Origin of the sequence: Nocardia aobensis NBRC 100429 (genome assembly GCF_000308375.1) — a bacterium.
GTDB classification, from domain to species: Bacteria; Actinomycetota; Actinomycetes; order Mycobacteriales; family Mycobacteriaceae; genus Nocardia; species Nocardia aobensis.
In genome coordinates, this window is sequence record NZ_BAFQ01000070.1 from 1 (window position 1) to 21,591 (window position 21,591).

At 68.2% G+C, this 21,591-nt stretch carries 19 protein-coding genes; 13 read left to right on the forward strand and 6 right to left on the reverse strand.

Annotation, left to right across the window (positions count from 1 at the left end; translation table 11 throughout):
• Positions 1-927: ABC-2 transporter permease (locus tag RJ03_RS09605; RefSeq protein WP_245552230.1), on the reverse strand; the 927-nt coding region annotated here is incomplete at its 3' end.
• Between the two features lie 55 nt (positions 928-982).
• Between RJ03_RS09605 and RJ03_RS09610 the strand changes: the two genes are divergently transcribed.
• Complete coding sequence (locus RJ03_RS09610; RefSeq protein WP_051024506.1) at positions 983-1,429, forward strand: MarR family winged helix-turn-helix transcriptional regulator; 447 nt, start codon at positions 983-985, stop codon at positions 1,427-1,429.
• Positions 1,430-1,510: 81 nt separating this feature from the next.
• Here RJ03_RS09610 and RJ03_RS09615 read toward each other — a convergent pair whose 3' ends face one another.
• A complete protein-coding gene (locus tag RJ03_RS09615; protein ID WP_036500395.1) occupies positions 1,511-2,389 on the reverse strand; it encodes a UTP--glucose-1-phosphate uridylyltransferase in 879 nt (292 codons plus the stop codon).
• A 236-nt stretch (positions 2,390-2,625) separates the two neighbouring features.
• Here RJ03_RS09615 and RJ03_RS09620 point away from each other — a divergent pair, with 236 nt between their 5' ends.
• The 3 genes from RJ03_RS09620 to RJ03_RS09630 all read left to right on the forward strand — a co-directional run bounded on the left by RJ03_RS09620 (position 2,626) and on the right by RJ03_RS09630 (position 8,031).
• Positions 2,626-3,954 (forward strand): DNA polymerase IV, encoded by a 1,329-nt coding sequence (locus tag RJ03_RS09620; protein ID WP_232329394.1) that lies wholly within the window; start codon positions 2,626-2,628, stop codon positions 3,952-3,954.
• A 112-nt stretch (positions 3,955-4,066) separates the two neighbouring features.
• Positions 4,067-4,564 carry a WKL family lipoprotein gene (locus RJ03_RS09625; protein ID WP_104363133.1) on the forward strand — a complete coding sequence of 166 codons (498 nt, stop codon included), beginning with the start codon at positions 4,067-4,069 and terminating at the stop codon, positions 4,562-4,564.
• A 197-nt stretch (positions 4,565-4,761) separates the two neighbouring features.
• Positions 4,762-8,031, forward strand: a complete 3,270-nt coding sequence (locus RJ03_RS09630; protein ID WP_086007216.1) for an arabinosyltransferase domain-containing protein — start codon at positions 4,762-4,764, stop codon at positions 8,029-8,031.
• A gap of 539 nt (positions 8,032-8,570) precedes the next feature.
• Here RJ03_RS09630 and RJ03_RS35550 read toward each other — a convergent pair.
• The gene (locus RJ03_RS35550; RefSeq protein WP_051024507.1) at positions 8,571-8,990 is read right to left on the reverse strand and encodes a sensor domain-containing protein; all 420 of its coding nucleotides are present in this window, start codon (positions 8,988-8,990) and stop codon (positions 8,571-8,573) included.
• Between the two features lie 272 nt (positions 8,991-9,262).
• Complete coding sequence (locus RJ03_RS09640) at positions 9,263-10,147, reverse strand: hypothetical protein (RefSeq protein WP_245552229.1); 885 nt, start codon at positions 10,145-10,147, stop codon at positions 9,263-9,265.
• 475 nt (positions 10,148-10,622) lie between these two features.
• Between RJ03_RS09640 and lspA the strand changes: the two genes are divergently transcribed.
• The 8 genes from lspA (at position 10,623) to RJ03_RS09680 (ending at position 18,726) form a co-directional block, all read left to right on the forward strand.
• Entirely contained in the window at positions 10,623-11,156 is a 534-nt protein-coding gene (gene lspA / locus RJ03_RS09645; protein WP_063820352.1) for a signal peptidase II, read from the forward strand.
• Positions 11,153-12,079, forward strand: coding sequence for an RluA family pseudouridine synthase (locus RJ03_RS09650; protein WP_036500401.1), 927 nt, complete (start codon positions 11,153-11,155; stop codon positions 12,077-12,079). Before lspA ends, RJ03_RS09650 begins: the two co-directional genes overlap by 4 nt.
• 3 nt (positions 12,080-12,082) lie before the next feature.
• A complete protein-coding gene (locus RJ03_RS09655; protein WP_051024509.1) occupies positions 12,083-12,751 on the forward strand; it encodes a hypothetical protein in 669 nt (222 codons plus the stop codon).
• 65 nt (positions 12,752-12,816) lie between these two features.
• Positions 12,817-13,728: an ADP-ribosylglycohydrolase family protein gene (locus tag RJ03_RS09660; protein ID WP_036500423.1), complete on the forward strand. Its 912-nt coding sequence runs from the start codon at positions 12,817-12,819 to the stop codon at positions 13,726-13,728.
• 98 nt (positions 13,729-13,826) lie between these two features.
• Complete coding sequence (locus tag RJ03_RS09665; RefSeq protein WP_036500403.1) at positions 13,827-16,274, forward strand: cation-translocating P-type ATPase; 2,448 nt, start codon at positions 13,827-13,829, stop codon at positions 16,272-16,274.
• 93 nt (positions 16,275-16,367) lie between these two features.
• Entirely contained in the window at positions 16,368-17,207 is an 840-nt protein-coding gene (locus RJ03_RS09670; protein WP_036500405.1) for a PhzF family phenazine biosynthesis protein, read from the forward strand.
• Between the two features lie 96 nt (positions 17,208-17,303).
• A complete protein-coding gene (rarD, locus tag RJ03_RS09675) occupies positions 17,304-18,233 on the forward strand; it encodes an EamA family transporter RarD (protein WP_051024511.1) in 930 nt (309 codons plus the stop codon).
• A 79-nt stretch (positions 18,234-18,312) separates the two neighbouring features.
• Positions 18,313-18,726 (forward strand): VOC family protein, encoded by a 414-nt coding sequence (locus RJ03_RS09680; protein ID WP_036500406.1) that lies wholly within the window; start codon positions 18,313-18,315, stop codon positions 18,724-18,726.
• A 56-nt stretch (positions 18,727-18,782) separates the two neighbouring features.
• On the opposite strand, the gene RJ03_RS09685 is transcribed toward RJ03_RS09680, so the two are convergent.
• Positions 18,783-19,400 carry a class I SAM-dependent methyltransferase gene (locus RJ03_RS09685; protein WP_036500407.1) on the reverse strand — a complete coding sequence of 206 codons (618 nt, stop codon included), beginning with the start codon at positions 19,398-19,400 and terminating at the stop codon, positions 18,783-18,785.
• Between the two features lie 227 nt (positions 19,401-19,627).
• Between RJ03_RS09685 and RJ03_RS09690 the strand changes: the two genes are divergently transcribed.
• Positions 19,628-20,431 carry a tachylectin-related carbohydrate-binding protein gene (locus RJ03_RS09690; protein WP_036500409.1) on the forward strand — a complete coding sequence of 268 codons (804 nt, stop codon included), beginning with the start codon at positions 19,628-19,630 and terminating at the stop codon, positions 20,429-20,431.
• A gap of 16 nt (positions 20,432-20,447) precedes the next feature.
• Here the strand turns inward: RJ03_RS09690 and RJ03_RS09695 are convergent.
• Positions 20,448-21,591: alpha/beta hydrolase family protein (locus RJ03_RS09695; protein ID WP_051024510.1), on the reverse strand; the 1,144-nt coding region annotated here is incomplete at its 5' end.

Consider the following 21,591-nt stretch of genomic DNA (forward strand, 5'->3'; position numbering starts at 1 on the left):
CACCAGCACCACACCGGCCGCGAACCACAGCGCCAGACTCGCGATCCGGCCGCCGAGGCCGCCGTTGCCGTCGAAGTAGAGCAGGCTGCGGGCGCCCTCGACGAAGCCCGCGCCGTTCCAGAACGAGTGCAGGGCACCGAAGAAGCCGTTCTGCAGTTCGGGTCGGTAGATGCCACCGGAGGTGGTGAAGTTCAGCATCACGAACAGCACCATCATCGCGAGCGTGGTCCAGCGCTTCAGGAACGGGTGCAGGCCGATACCGATGAAGAGGATGCCCGCGGCGTACAACCAGCCCATCGCCCAGACCGAGGCGTAGTCGTGGTCGACGACGTGGAAGACCGGGCCGGCCAGCACGATGCCGATCACACTCACGACGAACGAGGTGGCCACCGCGGTCAGCGCCCGCACGGCCATGCGGGTGCCCGCGCCGGCGACACTGATCGCGGCGACGCTGCCGTAGGCGCCGATGCTGAGCGCGACGAGGACGAAGAACAGGCCCTGTCCGGTCGGATCGCCCGAGGCGGTGGGCGCGATATCGGTCGTGCGCAGCGGCAGATTCTGCTGGGCGGTCACGGCGCCGAACACCGTCTCGACGGCCATGGCGGTGGTATCCGAATTCGCCTCGGCGACAAGCAGTTCGGGGGATTGCGCGTCGGAGACGAAGGCGCCGGCCAGATCGCGGTGCCGCAACCTGTTCACGGCGTCGGCGCGGTCGGCGATCGTGACGACGTCGAGCGCGTCGCCGGCCCGGTCCTTCAGCGTCTGTGCCATCACCTTGACCTGGGGGCTGTCGCCGACGATCGCGACCTGCACATGGTGGGGTTCGGGCTGGTGGAAGGCGCCCAGGTAGGCCAGGCCCATGCCCAGGCACATCAGCAACGGGGTCAGCAGATGCCCGGCCATGTGCCGAAGCTGGTGCAGGGACATGATCGTCACTCCAAAGGTTGGTAAATACAACTATCGTTTGTTGTACTATACAACCATGAAGGGGTCGCAGCCATACCCGTCCCGCAGTGTGGCGATTCAGACAATCCAGCGCGAGCTCACCGCGTTCGCCCGTCGGGCCCGCGGGCGTGCCGCCGAACTACATCCGGAACTACCGCTGGTGGCCTACAGCATTCTCGATCTGGTGATCGCGCGCGACGGCTGCCTCGCCGCCGAACTGGCCGAGTATTTCGTGCTCGACAAGTCCACGATGAGCAGACAGGTAGCGGCGCTGGAGAAGCAGGGCTACCTCGTCAAGGAGGTCGACCCGGCCAACCGCCGCAACCACGTCCTGCACGCCACGCCGGAGGGCCGGCGCGTCGCGGCCGACTCGGAGCGGGCGCGCAGTGCCGCGGTGAACGAACGCTTCCGCGACTGGGACGACCATGACGTCGCCCGGCTCGCCGCCTATCTGGAGCGCTACAACGCGGCGGACGGCGGCTGAACGCCGCCGTTCGTCGACGCCCGTCCCCGGAGGTGGCGGGTGCGGATCTCCGCCGCGACAATCGTCGCGGCGCTCAGCGCCTCACTCGTTGCACAGATCGCGCAGCAGCGGCCCGTACTGGGGGTGGCTGAGCGCGGAGGCGAACTGGGCGACCAGATAGTCCGCCGGATTGCCCGTGTCGTACCAGCGGCCGCGGATCACCTGTCCGTAGACCGGGTTCGAGGCGGCGAACACGTTGATGGCGTCGGTCAGATACACCTCGCCGGTGTGGTGGGTGTACCACTGGTCGACCTGCTTGCGCAGCTCGTCGACGATGCCGGGGGTGACGACGTATCCGCCGATCGCGGCATAGGCCGAGGGCGCGTCCTCCGGCTTCGGCTTCTCCCGCAGCCCGCTGATGCGCATGAGGCCGGGCTCGTAGGAATCCTCGACCACCGGCACGCCGTAACGCTGGGAGTCGGCGGGATCCATCGGCATCAACGCCAGCACCGGCGAGCCGGTCTTGTTGTAGGCGTCGATGAGCTGCTGCGCACGCGGCACCTCGGCGACGAAGACGTCGTCGGGCCACAGCACCAGCATCGGCTCGTCGCCCAGCGCGCGGGCGGCGTTGAGCACCGGCGTGCCGTTGCCGTAGGGGCCGTGCTGGTCCAGATAGGTGATGTGGCCGAGCCGGCCGAGTTCGCCGACCTCTTCCACGGCGTCGGCATAGGCGGCCTTACCGTCGGCGCGCAGCTGCGCCACCAATGCCGGATTGGGACGGAAATGGTCCTGGATCAGGGACTTCCCGCCGCTCACCACGATCGTGATATCGGTGATGCCGGAAGCTACCAGCTCCCGCACGGTGTGCTCGATCACCGGTTTGTCGCCGACCGGCAGCATCTCCTTGGGGATGGCCTTGGTCAGCGGCAGCAGGCGGGAGCCGATGCCGGCGGCTGGGATCACTGCCTTGCGGATGGTCATGAACCGATCATCACACACTTCCGCTGCCGGATATGTCGGTCCCCACGCGTAGATTTCCGAGTATGCACTCTGCCCCCGACGCGGCTACCGGCCGTCTCGTGCCTGGTCAGCGGGCATCCGCCGGGGTCGATGCGGGTGCCGGGGGCGGGTCGGCAGTGCATCTGCACGCACAGGAACCCGACAGCAATTTCGGAGCCGACACGGTGGTGGCGCGGCGCTGGGTGCTGCATATCGATATGGATGCCTTCTTCGCCTCGGTCGAACAGTTGACTCGTCCGACATTGCGCGGCCGGCCCGTACTCGTCGGCGGGATGGGCGGCCGCGGCGTGGTCGCGGGCGCCAGCTACGAGGCGCGGGTCTTCGGCGCCCGGTCGGCGATGCCCATGCATCAGGCGCGCCGGCTGGTCGGCGTCACCGCGGTGGTGATCCCGCCGCGCGGGGTGGTCTACGGCGAAGTCAGCGGGCAGGTCTTCGAAACCCTGCGGTCGTGGATTCCGGTGCTCGAGACGCTGTCGTTCGACGAGGCGTTCGGTGAGCCCGCCGAACTCGCCGGGGCGAACGCGGCGCAGGTGCGCGAATTCTGCGAGCAGCTGCGGCAATCGGTGCGGGAGCGAACCGGGCTGGTGGCCTCCGTCGGCGCCGGCACCGGCAAACAATTGGCCAAGATCGCGTCGGGACTCGCGAAACCCGATGGGGTGCGGGTGATTTCACCGGCCGAACAGCAGGCGCTGCTGGCCGGGCTGCCGGTGCGCAAACTGTGGGGGATCGGGCCGGTGGCCGAACACCGGCTGCGTTCGGTGGGCATCGAAACCGTCGGCGCGTTCGCGGCCCTGCCCGAACCGGAGGCGGCGTCGCTGCTGGGTGGCAGTGCCGGCGCGGCGTTGCACCGGCTCGCCCGCGGTATCGACGAACGACCGGTCGCCGAGCGAGCCGAGGCCAAACAGATCAGCGCCGAAACCACTTACGAGACCGACATCGTCACGCTGGCGCAGCTGCGTCCGGCGATCGAGGCGATGGCCGAGGCCGCGCACCGGCGGCTGCTGCGCGACGGCCGCGCGGCCCGCACGGTGGTCCTGAAATTGAAGAAGAGCGATATGAGCATCGTGACGCGCTCGCTCACCCTGCCCTACGCCACCACCGATCCGGCCACGCTCACCGCGGCGGCCCAGCGCTCGGCCATCGATCCCGTCGAATTGGGCTCGATTCGGTTGGTGGGCGTGGGATTCGGTGGTTTGTCGGCGGTGCGGCAGGAATCGCTGTTCCCCGAGCTGGATCGCGACACCGGCGCGGTGGGCGACGCGGTCTTCGAGGAACCGATCGCCGGGCCGGTGCCGGCGGATGAGCCGGTCGTGCCGCCGCCGACCCGCTCCTACACCACCGAGTTCTGGTATCCCGGACGCGATGTCGGCCATCCCCGGTATGGTCACGGCTGGGTACAGGGCAGCGGGCACGGGCGGGTCACCGTCCGATTCGAGACCCGCTCGACAGGGCCGGGCCCGGCGTATACGTTCGCTGCCGACGATGACGATCTCACCCCGGCCGATCCGCTCCTTAGTCTTCGTTGAAATTTGGCGGGTAGCGTGAGGCCACTCGTGCACTGCCGCCGGTCGGGTGGGAGCTGTCACGTGAACGGAACCAGACCAACTCGAACGCAAAGGACGAGCATTGAAGCTTCAGATGACTGGACGCATCGCGGTCGCCACCCTGGCTGTCGTGGCTGCGCTCGGCATGTCTGCCTGCGGCAGCGGTGACAAGCACTCGAGCCACAAGTCCACCACGACCAAGGCCGCCGCCACCTCGGCCGCCAACGTGCCGCCGGTGCCCACGGTCGCCGATCTGAACTCGGAGTTGGCGCAGGCGCTGGACCCGGGCGTGCCGGCCGCGCAGAAGGCCCAGTGGCTCGAGGACGGCCAGGACGCCCTGGCCAAGGATCCCGAGATGATGCAGAAGCTGACCGACGCGTACCAGCAGAACAACGCCAAGATCAACGTCACCGATGTGGCGTATCTCGGCGGCGACACGCTGACCGCGAAGGTGGACTTCTCCGTCAACGGCGGTGCGCCGACCAAGGCCGACGTGCCGTTCGTCGCCCAGGACAACAGCTGGAAGCTGCAGAAGAGCTGGGCCTGCGCCGGCCTGAAGAACCTGGGCCAGCAGTCGCCCGCGTGCGAGTAGTTCTCGTCGTACCGGCCCGGGCCGGCGTTCCGCGCGGAACGCCGGCCCGAGTCGTTCCCAGCGTGATGACCAGGCACGATGACGAGGCGCTGGGTCGTGACGGACGCACAACGAAACTAAACAAAGACTGAGAAAGGTCGGACGACTTCGTTCGTTCCGGAGGCCCCGCGCTAGCATCTGCCTCCGTGACCGACACGATGGTGAGGGCGGACGACACGCCCGCGGCAGGACAGGGACACCGGGTCGACCGGTCACGACTCGCTCGCTGGGCCCAGCCGATCGCGCTGATCGCCGGACTCCTGGGCGCCCTCTGCGCCATCGCGGTACCGCTGTTGCCGGTGCAGGTCGACCACACCACCCTGTCGTGGCCGCAGCAGGGCTCGACCCGCGGCATCGACGCGCCGCTGGTCTCCTACGCACCGCTGACCTTCGACGCCACCGTCCCGTGCGCGGCGCTCGCACAGCTGCCCGCGGAGGGCTCCACACTGACCGCGACCATGCCGTCCGGCGCCCCGGACCTGGAGCGATACGGTTTCGTCGCGCGGGTCCGGCCCGGAACCGACGGTAAGCCCGGCCAGTTCGAAGCGGTGCTGCGCAACCAGTCCCTGGCCAGTGTGCCGGTGGACCGGCTCGGCGGCGACTGCGCCTTCACCGTGCATTCCGAAATCTCGCACACCACAGCCACTTTCACCGGCGCCGATGTGAAACCGGTGACACTGCAGGGAGATTGGCGCCCGCAGCTGGTGGGCGTGTACAGCGACCTGTCCCGGGCCGCCGGAACCAGCGTCACCGCCCAGGTCGACAGCCGATTCTCGGTGGTGCCCACCGTGCTCAAGCGGATCGCGACCGTGCTGGCGGTGGCGTTCACCCTCATCGCGCTTGCCGCGCTGTTCCGCCTGGACCGGCTCGACGGCCGCCGCATCCGGCGTTGGCTGCCGCAGCGGTGGTGGAGCTTCGGCCCGGTCGACGCCGTGGTCCTGGGCGGACTGGTGATCTGGCATTTCATCGGCTCGACCACCTCCGACGACGGCTATCAGTTCGGCATGGCGCGCGCGTCGCTGGTGTCGGGATATATGGCGAACTACTTCCGGTTCTTCGGCGTGCCCGAAAACCCGGTCGGCACACCGCCGTACGACATCATCGCGCATATGACCGAGATCAGTACCGCGAGTCCGTGGATGCGGATTCCGACGCTGTTGGCCGGTGTGGTGACCTGGCTGGCGCTGAGCCGGGAGGTGATTCCGCGGCTCGGTGTGGCGGTGCGTCACGACCGGGTGGCGGTGTGGACCGGCGCGCTGATCTTCCTGGCGGTCTGGCTGCCCTACAACAACGGTCTGCGACCGGAACCCGTGATCGCGGTCTGTGTGCTGCTCACCTGGTGTTTCGTCGAACGCGCCATCGCGACCCGGCGCCTGCTGCCGTATGCGATCGCGATCCTGGTGGCGGCGTTCAGTTTCACCGCGGCGCCCTCGGGCGTGATCTGTGTGGCGCCGCTGCTGGCCGGTATGCGATCGGTGTTCCGCTTCGGCAGCGCCCGGGCGCGCGAGCTGGCCGCCGATCCGCAGACGGGGGATCATCGCTCCCGCTGGGCCGTGCTGTACGGCTACGGTTCCCTGCTCGCGCCGCTGGCGGCGGCCGGAGCCTTGGTGCTGGCCTTCGCGTTCTCGGTGCAGCCGCTCTCGGCGATGTTCGAGATGCGCCGCGTGCACACCGCGGTCGGCCCGTCCGACCCCTGGTACAACGACTACCTGAACTATCAGTGGCTGTTCATGCCGACCGCCGACGGTTCGATCGGGCGCCGCTTCGGCATGGTGGCGATGTGGCTGGGCCTGCTGGTCTGCGTGTTCGTCCTGCTGCGCAAGGGCGGGCGCATCCCGTTCACCGCGGGCGGGCCGGCGCGGCGGCTGCTCGGCATCACCTTCGCGTCGATGCTGCTCATGGCCACCACGCCCACCAAATTCACCCACCACAACGGCGTGTACGCCGGACTCGCGGGTGCGGTGGCGGTGCTGACCGCGGTCGCGGTCGGCCCGCGGGTGATGCGCTCACCGCGCAACCGGGCGTTGTTCGGCGCCGTGGTCGCCTTGGTGATGGCGCAGATCTTCACCAGCGTCAACGAATGGTGGTACGTGTCCAGCTACGGCATTCCGTGGTGGGACAAGCCGCCCTCGATCCACGGCTTCGGGCTGAGCAAGCTCTTCCTCGCCGTGGCCGTGGTGCTGCTGGCACTGGCCGGATGGTGGCATGTGCGGGCACCGGAACCCGGTACGCCACACCGGATTTCGCGCCCGGCGTGGCGGTGGGCGAAGATTCCGCCGCTGACCGTGGCCGCGGCGCTGCTGGTGGTGTTCGAGATGGCCTCGTTCGCCAAGGGCGCGGTCGCCCAGTATCCGGCGTTCTCGCTGGCCCGCTCCAATGTGGATGCGGTACTGGGTGAACCGTGCGGACTGGCCGACGACGTACTCGTCGAAACCGATCCCAACGCCTCGATGCTGGCGCCGCTGACCGGTGATCCGCAGACGACGTTCACCGCCGGCGCCACCGGATTCGTGCCCAACGGGGTCGGCGATCTGACCCCGGAGGGGGAGCCGACCAACAGCAGCAGTATCTCCAGCGCCTTCGACAGCGGGAAGAACCAGGGCGAGGCCGGCACCCAGACCGCCGGTGCGCCACTGCCGTACGGCCTGGACTCGGCCACCACTCCGGAACTGGGCACCGCCGGCCAGCAGGATCCGGCCGAACTCACCACCGGCTGGTACCGGCTGCCCCCGGCCGCCGAGCGCACCGGGATCGTGGCGATCACCGCGGCCGGGCGCATCCGCTCGATCGACAAGGACGGTGTGGTCACCCCCGGCCAGCGGGTCGAGATCGAATACGGCACCAGCGATTCACCGGCCGCGGCGCATCCGCTGGGCTCGGTGATCCCCGTCGATATCGGGCCGACGCCGTCGTGGCGCAACCTGCGGGTGCCGTTCGGTCAGATCCCGCCGCAGGCCGATGTGATCCGCATCGTCGCCCAGGACAGCAGCCGCGATCCCAACCAGTGGCTGGCGCTGACACCGCCACGCGTCCCGCGCACCACGACCCTGCAGGACATGGTGGGCTCGCACAGTCCGGTACTGCTGGACTGGGCGGTGGGACTGCAGTTCCCGTGCCAGCGGCCCTACGATCACCGCGACGGGATCGCGCAGGTTCCCAACTGGCGCATCCTGCCCGACCGCACCGCCGCACACGACACCACACTGTGGGAGAGCCACGACGGCGGCGGCCCGCTGGGCTGGAGCCAGCAGTTGCTGAGCTCGCAGACCCTGGCCACCTATCTGAAGGACGACTGGCGCCGGGACTGGGGTGAGCTGCAGCGGCTGACCCCGCGCGACACCTCCGCGACCGCCGCGGTGCCCACGGTGACCCGGGAGACTCACGGCGGCATGTGGAATCCGGGCCACATCAACACCGCCTGGGGCTGAGGCGGACCAGGGAACCGCTTCAGCATCCGGTGCGTCTAACAGATCGCAGGAACAGAAAGGCCTGCGCCGTAACGATGTTGGCGTCGCCGTAATCACCGTAGAACGTGGTTGATCGCGATCGGCGGCAGCATCACGGTGAGAAATGATTTGTTAGGGGAGAACGATCCATGGTTGCTGTTAATGCCGACACCACGGTGCTCGGACGCGCTGCCCGCATCGTGGGGCTCACCGGAGCTCTCGCTGTCGGCATCCTGGGAAGCATTGGGGTGGGAACAGCGTCAGCAGACGTCGAGGTCTCCGTCACATGCCCGGTGTTCTTGAACGACGGCAGTCCCGCGGGCGCCCTGACGGCTACTGGTCACGGTCGGACTCCAGCGGAGGCTGTGCAAGACGCAAAGAACAAGGCTCAAGCAGAGGCGCCGCATCGCGGCGGGTTTGTCAATCCGGATCTTTGCAGATAGGGACCGTTTCGCTGGTACTCGCTCACTCGTACGGAGCGAGTACCAGCTCTACCGCAGGCATGAATTACGACAGCAAGGTCACGGGCCTTGTATGCCTTTGAAGCGATGAACCTGTCTTTCGGCCAGGTCATGGAACGCGCTGGGATCGATCGGTTGTGGTGCAGATTCGGCGATCTGCACGACACTGCTGCCCACCATGATCAAAGTCGCCGCCGAATACAGTGACATACCTTGACTGCTGGTGCGGACTTCGAATGCGACAGACACATCACCGATGGGGGGCTGCTGGAATTTGTCGATCCGATAGCTCAGCGAGTTCCGATCCGCGTCGGTGCCGGAATACTCGGTGCACTGCCGGAGGAGTTGTTGGATCGACGAGAAAGCTTGCGCCGCACCGTCGTCGGCGTAGCTTGCGGCGTCGATATCGATGCTGGCAAAGTTAGGATCCGAGTAACTCGTCGTCGCTCGCGAGATGGCGCCGGAGAACTGGTCCCCCACCGGCCGTAGGACATTCGAGCACTGGGCCGGGTCCGTTCGGGAAAGATCAGGAGTCGTCGCTCCATTGCTACCGGAGCCGTCCTCGAGGTGTGTGAAGCCCGCTGGCAGGTCTGCGGGGCTGAGCAACTTCGCCTGCAACTCTGCGGAATCGGTGACGGGCGGTGCGGTTACCCGAGGCGGGTCGACCACAGGACCGAGATCCGACGTCGTCTCAGTGTGCGGGGACGCGCATGCTGACAGGCACACCAGCGGGAGCACCCAGTACGTACGCCTCATCCGCCCCACTGAACCCGGGTACTGATGTCCTGTCGGAGCAGTCCACCGCTGTGCGATTCCCGGTAAACCAGTCCGCCGTCGATGGTCACCGTGCCGGCAACCGGCAAGGGAAGGCCGAGGTCGACCACGATTGTGCCCGTCCCGCGCATCACGTAGTTGACGATGTCCAGCGAGCCTGTGTTGTTGGGCAACTGCCACTCAGTCGATTTCGGTGTCTGCGTGATATCCAGCCCGATAGTGAGGACGTTTCCTTCGCGCCTGGTAAGTGTCGCCGTCGTCACTTGATTCGCTTCGTTGGGCTGGAGGTCCCCCACCACCTGCTGGTGCACCTTCCACACCGCGTGCGGTCCGACCGGTTCGGCAGGGAAGGTCAGGGAGTGGTACACGACCTGGACCAATGCGCGCTCCAGGGCCGCCCGGGCGGCCTCGGGAGTGTCGGGTGTCGTTGTCAAACTGAGTCTGGTGATCGCGCCGGCATCGCTCATCACAAAGCCGACATGTGAGCCGTCGGCATGGAGTAATTGCTCTGCCAGTGTGGGATCGGGCGAGGTGGGTGTGCCTACGGCCAGGTCGACACCGTCGCGCCCTGCATGCGCCGTGAGGGGGATCTCGATGGCTGGTGACGAGAAGTCGCTGGGGAGCCCATCATAAATCTGCTGCTCCAAGTGGTGGTCGGTGCGCAGGGTCACCTGCTGGGACGTGCCGGGCCGGACGGCCGGGCGCAGCGGAGCGTGCGGTTCCTCGCCCGGAGTGACCAGGGTGGCGACCGCGGCGGAGATCGGCAGGGTGACCTCCTTGCCGAAACCCGACGGCTCCACCTCGGCGTCGCTGGTGGCCTCGGTCCCGTCGCTGCAACCGACGCCGAGCGCGGACAGGGTCACCGCCAGTACCATCAACAGCACTCCCGAGCGCGCCGCACGCGGATTCGGGCCCCGGCCGGACGCACCCGCGGGGCGCAGACCGGTTACCGAGGCGCAGGAGTGGGAAGACAACACCGTCACGCCGATCAGGGTACGACCGGTTCCTGAAAAACAGCTTTGACTCCGGCCCGGCCACGTGCCGGGTGACGGCACCGCGAACCGGTGGTGACGTGATAAGGAATGATGGCTAGCTGTGAATACGGACCGGCCGCGTGAGCAGCACCTCGACGATCCCGACGAACCCCCGCGCGCGTCCGCGGCGGATCGGGGCGCCGATCGCGACGACGAATCCGGCGCGCGCGACCACGGCGCGGGTTCCGCTCCGGCAGCGGGCGGCTCGGACTCGGCAGCTCAGGAGGGGCCCGCGTCGGACCGCAGCGGCGGGGACGCGACCGCGAGCGCCGCTGGAACCGGTGCGGATTCGGCGGCCGCGCGGATGTCCGGCGCCCCGGCGGCGTTCCCGCGCCGCCTGCCGTGGCTGCTGCTGATCGCGGCCGTCGTGCTGGCCGTGGATCTGGGCACCAAGGCCCTGGTGGTGGCGAAGATGACGCCCGGCGAACCGATTTCGATCATCGGCGACGTGGTGCGGCTGACCCTGATCCGCAATTCCGGCGCGGCGTTCTCGATGGCCACGGGCATGACCTGGCTGCTGACCCTGATCGCGGTCGCCGTCGTGATCGGGGTGATCCGTATCGGCCGCACCCTGCGCTCGCTGAGCTGGGCGATCGGTCTCGGCCTGGTTCTCGGTGGTGCGCTGGGCAATCTGGTGGACCGGCTGTTCCGTTCGCCCGGCCCGCTGCAGGGGCATGTGATCGACTTCATCGCCGTCACCAAATGGTGGCCGGTGTTCAACGTCGCCGATTCCTCGATCGTGTGCGGCGCGATTCTGCTGGTGGTGCTGACGGTGTTCGGTTTCGAACCCGACGGCACCCGCGCCGGCCACGACGATGACGGGAAGGCGGGCGAATGAGAGAGACACGAGCCATGCCGATCCCCGACGGTCTGGACGGCATGCGGGTCGACGCCGGACTCTCGCGGCTGCTGGGCCTGTCGCGGACCGCGGTCGCCGCATTGGCCGAGGACGGTTCGGTGCAGATCGACGGCACCGCGGCCGGGAAGTCCGATCGGCTCGTGGCCGGAGCCTGGCTGGAAGTGGAGTTCCCCGAACCGAAACGAGAACTCACCGTCGAGGCCACCCCGGTCGAGGGGATGAAGATCCTCTACGCCGACGACGACATCGTCGCGGTCGACAAACCGGTCGGCGTCGCCGCGCACACCGGAGTCGGCTGGTCGGGTCCCACCGTGGTGGGCGGGCTGGCCGCGATGGGCTACCGCATCTCCACCTCCGGCGCGCACGAACGCCAGGGCATCGTGCACCGGCTCGACGTCGGCACCTCCGGGGTCATGGTCGTGGCGCAGTCCGAGCACGCCTACACGGTGCTGAAGCGGGCCTTCAAACAACGCACGGTCGACAAGCGGTATCACGCGCTGGTGCAGGGACATCCGGATCCGTCCAGCGGGACCATCGACGCCCCGATCGGGCGGGCCCGCGGTAACGACTGGAAATTCGCGGTCACCGCCGACGGCCGGCCCAGTGTCACCCATTACGACACCGTCGAGGCGTTCCAGGCCGCGAGCCTGCTCGACATCCATCTGGAAACCGGGCGCACCCATCAGATCCGCGTGCATTTCTCCGCGATCCGCCACCCCTGCTGCGGTGATCTCACCTACGGCGCCGATCCGCGGCTGGCCGAGCGGCTGGGTCTGCAGCGGCAGTGGTTGCACGCGCGCAGTCTCGGCTTCGCCCATCCCGCCGACGGCCGCTGGATCGAGATCACCAGCGACTACCCCGACGATCTGGAGCATGCCCTGGATGTGCTGCGCACGGTGTGACGGATGCGTGCGGTGAACGAGAAGTGGCGCGCCGCAGCCGGTTTCGTGGTCGTGGTGGTGCTGCTGATCGCCATCGTCGCGTTGGGCTGGGCGCGGCCGCCGCGCGCGTCGATCCTCGGCACCGACCGGCTCGGGCCGGACTCCGGCGAACGCGTCGCCGGCTATCTCGAGCGCGCGCACGAGTCGCTGTCCGGCGCGGATACCGCGCCCCGCTGGGCCCTGGCGACCGCGAGCACCGGGCTGACCACCGACGCCGTCGTCGACATCGGTGCGGGACTGCGTATTTCGCAGGTGCTCTACCACGTTCCGATCGACCGCGTGTACACCCCGGTGATCACGGTGCCGGTTCCGGCCGGGACCGCCGCGCTGCGGGCGGCGCAGTCTGCGGCCGCGGGCGCGATGGATCACGTGCAAGCCGACGACGATCGCACTCGGCGCCTCGCGGCGGTGCTGGCCGCGCGCCTGCACTCCGGCTGCGCCTGCGCGGTGAATCTGGTGGTCCGCGGCACCCTCGCGCAGTTGCGAGGGTTGGCCTCCCGCAGCGGGATTCGCAGTGTGCAGGCGCTGCCACCGGATGCCTCCGCGGGTGCGTTCGCGGTCTTGCCGCTCCTGCCCGGACACGTCGACGTCGTGGCGCCGGGACCCGACGACGGCCCGATCCCCGACCACTGAATCCGGACCGGCCCTGTCGGTGCCACCCGGCATAATCGAGGCAGGCGAGGGGAGAGGATGTGCCGGTGGATCGAGACGCGGGGCTGCGAGACAGGGCGCAGGGGGTGCTGCTGGGGACCGCCGCCGGTGACGCACTGGGCGCCGGTTACGAATTCACCCATCCGGCAGCGGATTCGGTGATCGAGATGCGCGGCGGTGGCTCACTGCGGTGGGAGCCGGGGGAGTGGACCGACGACACCGCGATGGCGGTCGGTGTCGCGCTGGCGGCCGCCGAACACGGTGCGCTGCACCACCCGGCGGGTTTGGACGCCGTCGCCCGCCAGTTCGTGCGCTGGTGGGACAGCCGCCCCAAGGACGTCGGCTATCAGACCAGTCAGGTGCTGCAGTGGCGCAGCTCGGACGCGGCCGATATGCGCCGCCGCTCCGTCGAACTCGACGGTCTCACCGGCGGCAACGGGTCGCTGATGCGCACCGCGCCGGTGGCCCTGTGTTATCTCGACGATCCGGACAACTGCGCCCGCGCCGCCCGGGCGGTGAGCGAACTCACCCACAGCGACGTGCGGGCCGGCGAGGCATGCGTGTTGTGGACGTGGGCGATCCGGCATGCCGTGCTCTACGGCGACTACGACGGCGTGCGCGGCGGCCTGGCCTTCGTGGACGCCGATTTCTGGGCCGCGCTGCTGGACGAGGCCGAATCCGGCACTCCCGCGGACTTTCCGAAGAACGGCTGGGTGGTGCACGCGCTGCAGACGGCGTGGTGGGCGATCACCCATACCGAATCCCTACCGGCCGCGCTGGAAGCGGCCGTGCGCGCGGGCGGCGATACCGATACCACCGCCGCCATCGCGGGCGGATTACTGGGCGCCCGCTGGGGCGCCTCGGCGATCCCACCGCAGTGGGTCGCGCTGCTGCACGGATATCCGCGGCTGCGCGGTGACGATCTGGTCGCGCTCACCCGCCGCATCATCGATCGCTGAACCGCGCACCGCACCCGGCCGGATGCCGGATGGTTGCCCGTCTCGGGCCCCGGACCGGATGCCGTCCGATTCGCCGGAAACGCTCTAGGCTGTCGGACATGTCGATCACCGAGCAGCAAGCGCGCGCACCGGGTCTGACCGCGGCCGAGGTCGCACAGCGTGTTCGTGACGGGCAGACCAACGACGTGCCGGATCGTGCGAGCCGATCGGTTGCCGACATCGTCCGGGCCAATGTGTTCACCCGGATCAACGCCATCCTCGGCGTCCTGTTCGTGCTGGTCCTGGCCACCGGATCGATCATCGACGGCATGTTCGGCCTGCTGATCGTGGCCAACAGCGTGGTCGGCATCGTGCAGGAGCTGCGCGCCAAGCAGACCCTGGACAAACTCGCCATCGTCGGCCAGGCCAAGCCGGTCGTGCGCCGCGACGGCGCCGCCACCGAGGTCGGCCCGAAGGACGTGGTGCTCGACGATCTGATCGAACTGGGTCCCGGCGACCAGATCGTGGTCGACGGCGAGGTCGTCGAATGCGAACTGCTCGAGGTCGACGAATCCCTGCTCACCGGTGAGGCCGATCCGATCGACAAAACGGTCGGCGCGAAGGTGATGTCGGGTAGTTACGTGGTCGCCGGATCGGGCGCCTACCGGGCCACCAAGGTCGGCAAGGACGCCTATGCCGCGCAACTGGCCGACGAGGCGTCGAAATTCACCCTGGTCGACTCGGAACTGCGCAGCGGTATCGACACCATCCTCAAGGTGATCACCTACCTGCTGATTCCGGCGGGGTTGGTCACCATCTACAACCAGCTGTTCTCCAGCCACCAGAGCTGGCGGCACGCGCTCAACGGTATGGTCGCCGCGCTCGTCCCGATGGTGCCGGAGGGCCTGGTACTGATGACCTCGATCGCGTTCGCGGTCGGCGTCGTGCGGCTGGGGCAGCGCAAGTGCCTGGTCCAGGAGTTGCCGGCGATCGAGGGCCTGGCCCGGGTCGACGTGGTGTGCGCGGACAAGACCGGCACCCTCACCGAGAACGGGATGCGGCTGTCGGAGCTGCGGGTGGTCGGCGATGTTCCCGAACAGCGGTTGCGCTCGGTGCTGGCCGCGCTCGCCCACGACGATCCGCGTCCCAACGCCAGCGTGCTCGCCATCGCCGACGCCATGACCGAGGATCCGGGCTGGTCGTCCACCGCGGTCGCGCCGTTCAGCTCGGCCAAGAAGTGGAGCGGTCTCTCCTACGGCGAGCACGGCAACTGGCTGCTCGGCGCACCGGACGTGCTGCTCGATCCCGATTCCGGCATCGCCGCCACCGCGCAGGACATCGGCGCGCAGGGTCTGCGGGTGCTGCTGCTGGCTTCGTCGGATCGGCCCGTCGACGATCCGGACGCGCCGGGCACGGTGACGCCGCAGGCGCTGGTGGTGCTGGAACAGAAGGTGCGCCCGGATGCGCGCGAAACACTGGATTACTTTGCCGGCCAGGACGTCTCGATCAAGGTGATCTCCGGCGACAACGCGGTGTCGGTGGGTGCGGTGGCGTCCTCGCTCGGCCTGCCCGGCGGTGACCATGCCGTCGACGCGCGCCGATTGCCCACCGCCCAGGGCGAATTGGCCGATGTGCTGGACCGCGAAACCGCCTTCGGCCGCGTCCGCCCGGATCAGAAGCGGGCCATGGTGGGAGCGTTGCAGTCGCGCGGGCACACCGTCGCGATGACCGGCGACGGCGTCAACGACGTGCTGGCGCTCAAGGACGCCGATATCGGTGTCGCGATGGGGTCGGGCAGTCCGGCCACCCGCGCGGTCGCGCAGATCGTGTTGCTGGACAACCGTTTCGCCACCCTGCCGTACGTGGTGGGGGAGGGCCGCCGGGTGATCGGCAATATCGAGCGCGTCTCGAATCTGTTCCTCACCAAGACCGTGTACTCGGTCCTGCTGGCCTTCCTGGTCGGCGTGGCCGGCATCGGATCGCAGATTTTCGACTACGCCCCGCTGTCGTATCCGTTCCTGCCGCGCCACGTCACCATCGCCGCCTGGTTCACCATCGGCATCCCGGCCTTCATCCTCTCGCTGGCCCCCAACAACGAAAGGGCGCGAACGGGTTTCGTGCCGCGGGTGCTGCGGCTGGCGATCCCCTCCGGCACGGTGATCGGGGTGATGACCTTCATCGCCTACCTGATCGCCTATTGGAGCGCGGACCAGAGCCTGCCGACCGAGGCACGCGAGATGCAGATCGGCACGACGGCGCTGATCACGCTGCTGGTGATCGCGGTGTGGGTACTGGCGATCGTGGCGCGGCCGTGGAACTGGTGGAAGATCCTGCTCATCGCCGGTTCGGTCGCGGGCTATCTGATCCTGTTCACGGTGCCGTTCACCCGCCACTTCTTCAAACTCGACCCGTCGAACGCGGAGCTGACCGGGATGGCATTCGCCTGCGGCGCCGTCGGCATCGTGCTGGTGGAGGTGGCGTGGTGGATCACCGCGATGGTGACCGGCGAACAGCGGCACCTGTTCCCGGATTCACCGGGCCGTAAGCCCCTGGGGCACAAGGACTGAGCCTCGACGGCGCGTCAACTGGTCGCATGGTATGGCGCGCCGTGAACGTCCTTGTGCCACGCATCGATTCGCAACGCGGGTACCTTCGGCAGTATGGAGGTCCTGCTGCATCAGATCGATGCGTTCGCGGATGCGCCCTTCACGGGTAATCCGGCGGCGGTGATGCCGCTGCTGGGCTGGTTGCCCGACGAGCTGCTGCAGCGGCTGGCCGAGGAGAACCGGCTGTCCGAGACGGCCTTCTACACCTCGGCGCTGCCGGTGGAGGCCGGTTTGCCGCCCGGTGACGGCCCGGCGTTCTGGCTGCGCTGGTTCACTCCGGCCACCGAGGTCGACCTGTGCGGGCACGCCACCCTCGCCACCGCGGCGCAGATCTTCGACGATATGCATCCCACCGCCGACCGGCTGCACTTCTTCACCCGCAGCGGCTGGCTCGGCGTCGAACGCGACGGCGCGGAGCTCGAGCTCGACCTGCCGCTGGTGGAATCGGTGGACACCGTCCCGGATCCGGATCTGATCGCGGCGCTCGGGGTGCGGCCGGTGCGGGTGCTGACCGGCCAGGACGAGGTGGTCGTGGTCGCCACCGAAGCCGAAGTGCGCCAAGCTCGCCCCCGTTTCTCCGCCTTCCCGGCGCTGCGGCGCGGTGTGATCCTTACCGCGACCGGCGAGCGCTGCGATTTCGTCTCCCGCTTCTTCGCCCCCGGCGTCGGCGTCGACGAGGACCCGGTCACCGGCTCGGCGCATGCCCAGCTGGCACCGCTGTGGGCCCGCGATCTCGGCCGCAGCGAATTATCGGCCCGCCAGTTGTCCGCCCGCACCGGCCGCTTGCGGTGCACGGTGAGCGGTTCCCGGGTGTTGCTGACCGGCCGCTGTCACCGCTACCTCGACGGCGTGGTCCGGCTGCCGCACGAGCAGACCCTGTCCCTTCCGCACTGACCAGAGCGCCGTCCGAAACCCGCTCGACAGATGTTGCCGGACGGAAGTAGCGTGCCGCACGTGCGGGTGCGTGGATCGGTGAGCGGTACGGAGGAGTTGTCCGGCGCGGGCGGCTCGGCGCGGTGGCGGTTCGGGCGGTCACTCACCGGCGGCGGGGTGGCGGTCGGCGCCGGGGCGTATCTGATCTGGGGAATGTTTCCCGCCTTCTTCGGATTGCTCGACTTCGCGGGGCCGGTGGAGATCCTGGCGCAGCGGATTCTGTGGACCCTGGTCGTGGTGCTGGCGTTGCTGCTCGCGGCCGGGCGGTTGCGCGAACTGGGGGCGATCGACGGCCGTACGTGGCGCTTGGCGGCGGTCGCCGCGGCGGCGATCTCGATCAACTGGGGCACCTACGTCTACGGCGTGACCTCGGGGCACGTGGTGGAATGCGCGCTCGGCTATTTCATCAACCCGCTGGTCACCGTCCTGTTCGGCGTGGTGTTGTTCCGGGAGCAGCTGGTGTGGCCGCAGTGGGTCGCGCTCGGGCTCGGCGGGGCCGCGGTGGTGGTGCTGACCGTCGACTACGGCAAGCCGCCGGTCATCGCGCTCGTCCTGGCCTGTTCGTTCGCCACCTACGGTTTGGTGAAGAAGGTGATCCGGGTCGACCCGATGCGCAGCGTCGCCGCCGAGGGCGTGGTGTCCGCGCCGTTCGCGCTGGCGGTCGTGATCGCGCTGGGCGTGCGCGGGGACGCCGAATTCGGGCACGGGGCCGGCCACACCGCCCTGATGGTCGCCACCGGACCGGTGACGCTGATCCCGCTGTTGCTGTTCGCCTTCGCGGCATCGCGGGTGCCGCTGTCGACCATGGGGATTCTGCAATATCTCACTCCCGCACTGCAATTGGCGTGGGGCGTGCTGGTGGGCCACGAACCGATGCCGGCCTCGCGCTGGATCGGATTCGGGCTGATCTGGACGGCTCTGGCGGTCTTCACCGGGGACGCGCTGCGGCGATCCCGGCGCTTGGCACGGCGGGACCTGCTGGGTTAATGTCGGATTCGTGGCGATGCTCCCGTAGGCCGACGAGTACCGGTCCGGGGTCGGGATCGTCACTATCAGAGGAGAAATCCTGTCCATCCAGTTCAACCACACCATTGTCGGCTGTCGTGACAATCGGGAATCGGCGCAATTCTGGGCCGATATTCTGGGGTTGAGTGTGGGAACGCCGTGGGGTCCGTTCATTCCGGTCACCGTGCACAACGGCGTCACCTTCGACTTCGCCCGAGTACCGCCGCATATCACCGAGATTCAGCCGCAGCATTACGCCCTGCTGGTCTCCGAACCCGAATTCGACGCGGCCTACGCGAGGATCCGGGATCGCGGGCTGCCGTTCTGGGCCGATCCGCAGCAGAGCCGGGAAGGCGAGATCAACCACAACGACGGCGGTCGCGGAATCTATTTCCTCGACCCCAGCGGTCACTATATGGAATTGCTGACCGTACCGTACGGCGGTTGGCCCGCGGCGACCGGCGAACACCGGTAGTGCGTGACCGGCGGCCGAATTCGCTTCGGTCGCCGGCTTTTTCCGATATCGAATTGTCAGGGCGAGACGGCGACACCCAGCGACAGTGCGGCGAACGTCTTGGGCGCCGGAGAATCGTAGAACCGATCCAGCTCGGTGATCTCGAAGCCGGCCTCGTCCAGTAATCCGCGAATATCGCGGTTCAGGTGGCAGCCACCCGCGATCACCTGCTGGATCGGATCCAGCCGATGCTGCCAGCTGCGCACGTTCGCATCCGGCGCCAGACCGTGCTCGACGAAATGAAAAGTGGCGCCGGGCACCAGAACTCGTCGCACCTCTCGCAGCGCGACGGCGACATCCGGAATGGTGCACAGCGTCCACGTCGACAGCGCGCAGTCGAAACTGTTGTCCGCGAACGGCAATGCCTGTCCGTCCAGCCCGGCCCGCTCCACCGGCACCGGCGCGTCCGCGACCCGTTTCGCCGCCAGCCGCCACCCCAGATCCGCGGGTTCCACGGCGCTGACGCGACTCACCCCGGCGGGATAGAACGGCACGTTGCGTCCCGAGCCGAAACCGATCTCCACCACCCGGCCGCGCAACCCGGCGCACACCCGGCGGCGCAACCGCTCGTTGGCCGCCACTCCGCACACCCGATCGATCAACCGCGGCAGCACCCGCTCGTTGTAGATTCCCACCCCCTCACTGTGTCAAGTCGCTCTGCGCGCCGCTACCCGCCGGGGCACCGGGGGTGACGTATGCCGACGGCCGCAATTTGTCGGCTATGTCCCGAAAACGAGTAGTCGACTACGGGTGTTCGCGGCCCGGCGTCCTGAAATCATCGCCGAAGGTTGGCCGGGCAGCCGCGACGTCGTCGACATGACGACAGCAGTCTCACTCGTGACGGAGAAAGGTAGGAACGGAAATGACCACGGTTGTCGGCACTGCGTTGTACGGAATCAAGCCGGATGGCGATCTGCAATGGTATCGCCACGACGGCGTCCAGAGCGGCGGCGCCTATTGGACGGCAGGTGAGGGCGGAAAGAAGATCAGTGGCGGCTGGGACATCTACCCCACGGTGTTCAGCGGCCGCGACAGCGGCGTGATCTACGCAGTCAAACCGGACGGTGATCTGCAGTGGTATCGCCATGACGGATGGCAGGACGGCGGCGCCTATTGGACCGCCGGTGCGGGCGGCAACAGAATCAGCGGCGGCTGGGACATCTATCGCACGGTATTCAGCATCGGTCGCGGCGTGATCTACGGCCTCGAGCCGAACGGTGATCTGCAGTGGTATCGCCACGACGGCTGGGTGGACGGTACTGCCAGGTGGACCGCCGGTGCGGGCGGTAACAGGGTCAGTGGTGGCTGGGACATCTACGACACGGTGTTCGGCAGCTACCTCGGAGTGATCTACGGCATCAAGCCGAACGGTGATCTGCACTGGTATCGGCATGACGGCTGGGTGGACGGTACCGCCAGGTGGACCGCCGGTGCGGGCGGGATAAAGATCAGTGGTGGCTGGGACATCTACGACACGGTGTTCGCGGGCTACGACGGCGCGATCTACGGCATCAAGCCCAACGGTGATCTGCAGTGGTATCGCCACGCCGGCTGGCGGGACGGCACCGCGACGTGGCAGGACGGTGAAGGCGGGAAGAAGATCAGTGGTGGCTGGGACATCTACCGCACGGTGTTCAGTGGCGACACGTATCTCCACCTCGTCTGAGGCGCCGCCCGGATCGCTACGGCACCGGTGTGACGTATTTGCCGAGCCAGGTGGTGATGTAGTTCAGCACCTCGGGCGCGATCGTCGTTTCGATGGTCGGGTATTCCTTCGGGCTGCCGGTGTCGGCCGGCTGCATCAGATGGTTGAGTCCGTCGAAGACGTGGACGTCGGCATTCGGGTTGCCCGCCAGGTTCGCCCGGGCGGCCGGGGCGCTCTGGGCGGCGGGAACCTGCACGTCCTTGGTTCCGTAGAAGGCCAGCACCGGAATGCGCAGCGCCTGCAGGGCCGGTGCCGGGTCGTAGTCGACCAGCGCTCGGAAGTACGGCGTGGTCAGCTGATCGAGCGCCGATTGTGACTGTCGCTGCTCCGGGGGTAGTGAGTCGTTGTGTTCGGTGGCGAAGCGGCGGACCTGCTCGTCGTCGCCGGTGCGGATCAACGTGGTCAGCGTGGTGATGTAGCCGACCTGTTTGCGGATGGCGTCGGCGTCGGCGTGCTCGCTGCGCAGCAGCAGCTGGTTCTGTGCGAGCAGCACCTCCGAGCCGGACACCGCGGGCCCGGCCATCATGATCACGAAGGCGAGCCGGCTGTCGGGGCGGGTGGCGGCCAGCGGTGCGAGATAGCCGCCCTCGCTGTGGCCGAGCAGGCCGATGTGGTTGCCGTCGATATCGGGACGGCTGCGCAGATAGCCCAGCCCGGCCATGATGTCGTCGGTGAGGTCGGTGTAGCTGCAGGTGTCGAGCTGTCCGCCGGTGCCGCCCACGCCTCGATCGTCGGTGCGCAGGACGGCGTATCCGGCGCGCGTGAGCGTGTCGGCGAGCAGCAGGAACGGTTTGTGCCCGGCGATCTCCTCGTTGCGATCCTGAGGTCCGCTGCCGGATACCAGGACGACCGCCGGATACGGTCCCGGCCCTCGTGGCCGGGTGAGCGTTCCGGCGATGGTGGTGCCGTCGCTGCTGCGGTAGCCGACGTCCTCGGAGAGATACGGCCACGGCGGCCGCGGCTCCTGCGGGCGCGGCGGGGCCGGCACTTTCCCGCGGTGCAGGGTGAGCGCCAGATCGTGACCGGACTGGGTGAAGGTGCCGGTGACGACATCGGTGCGACGGTCGTAGCGACCGTTGAAGTGTGGATCGCCCGGCAGTCCGGGGATCGTGAAGGCGATC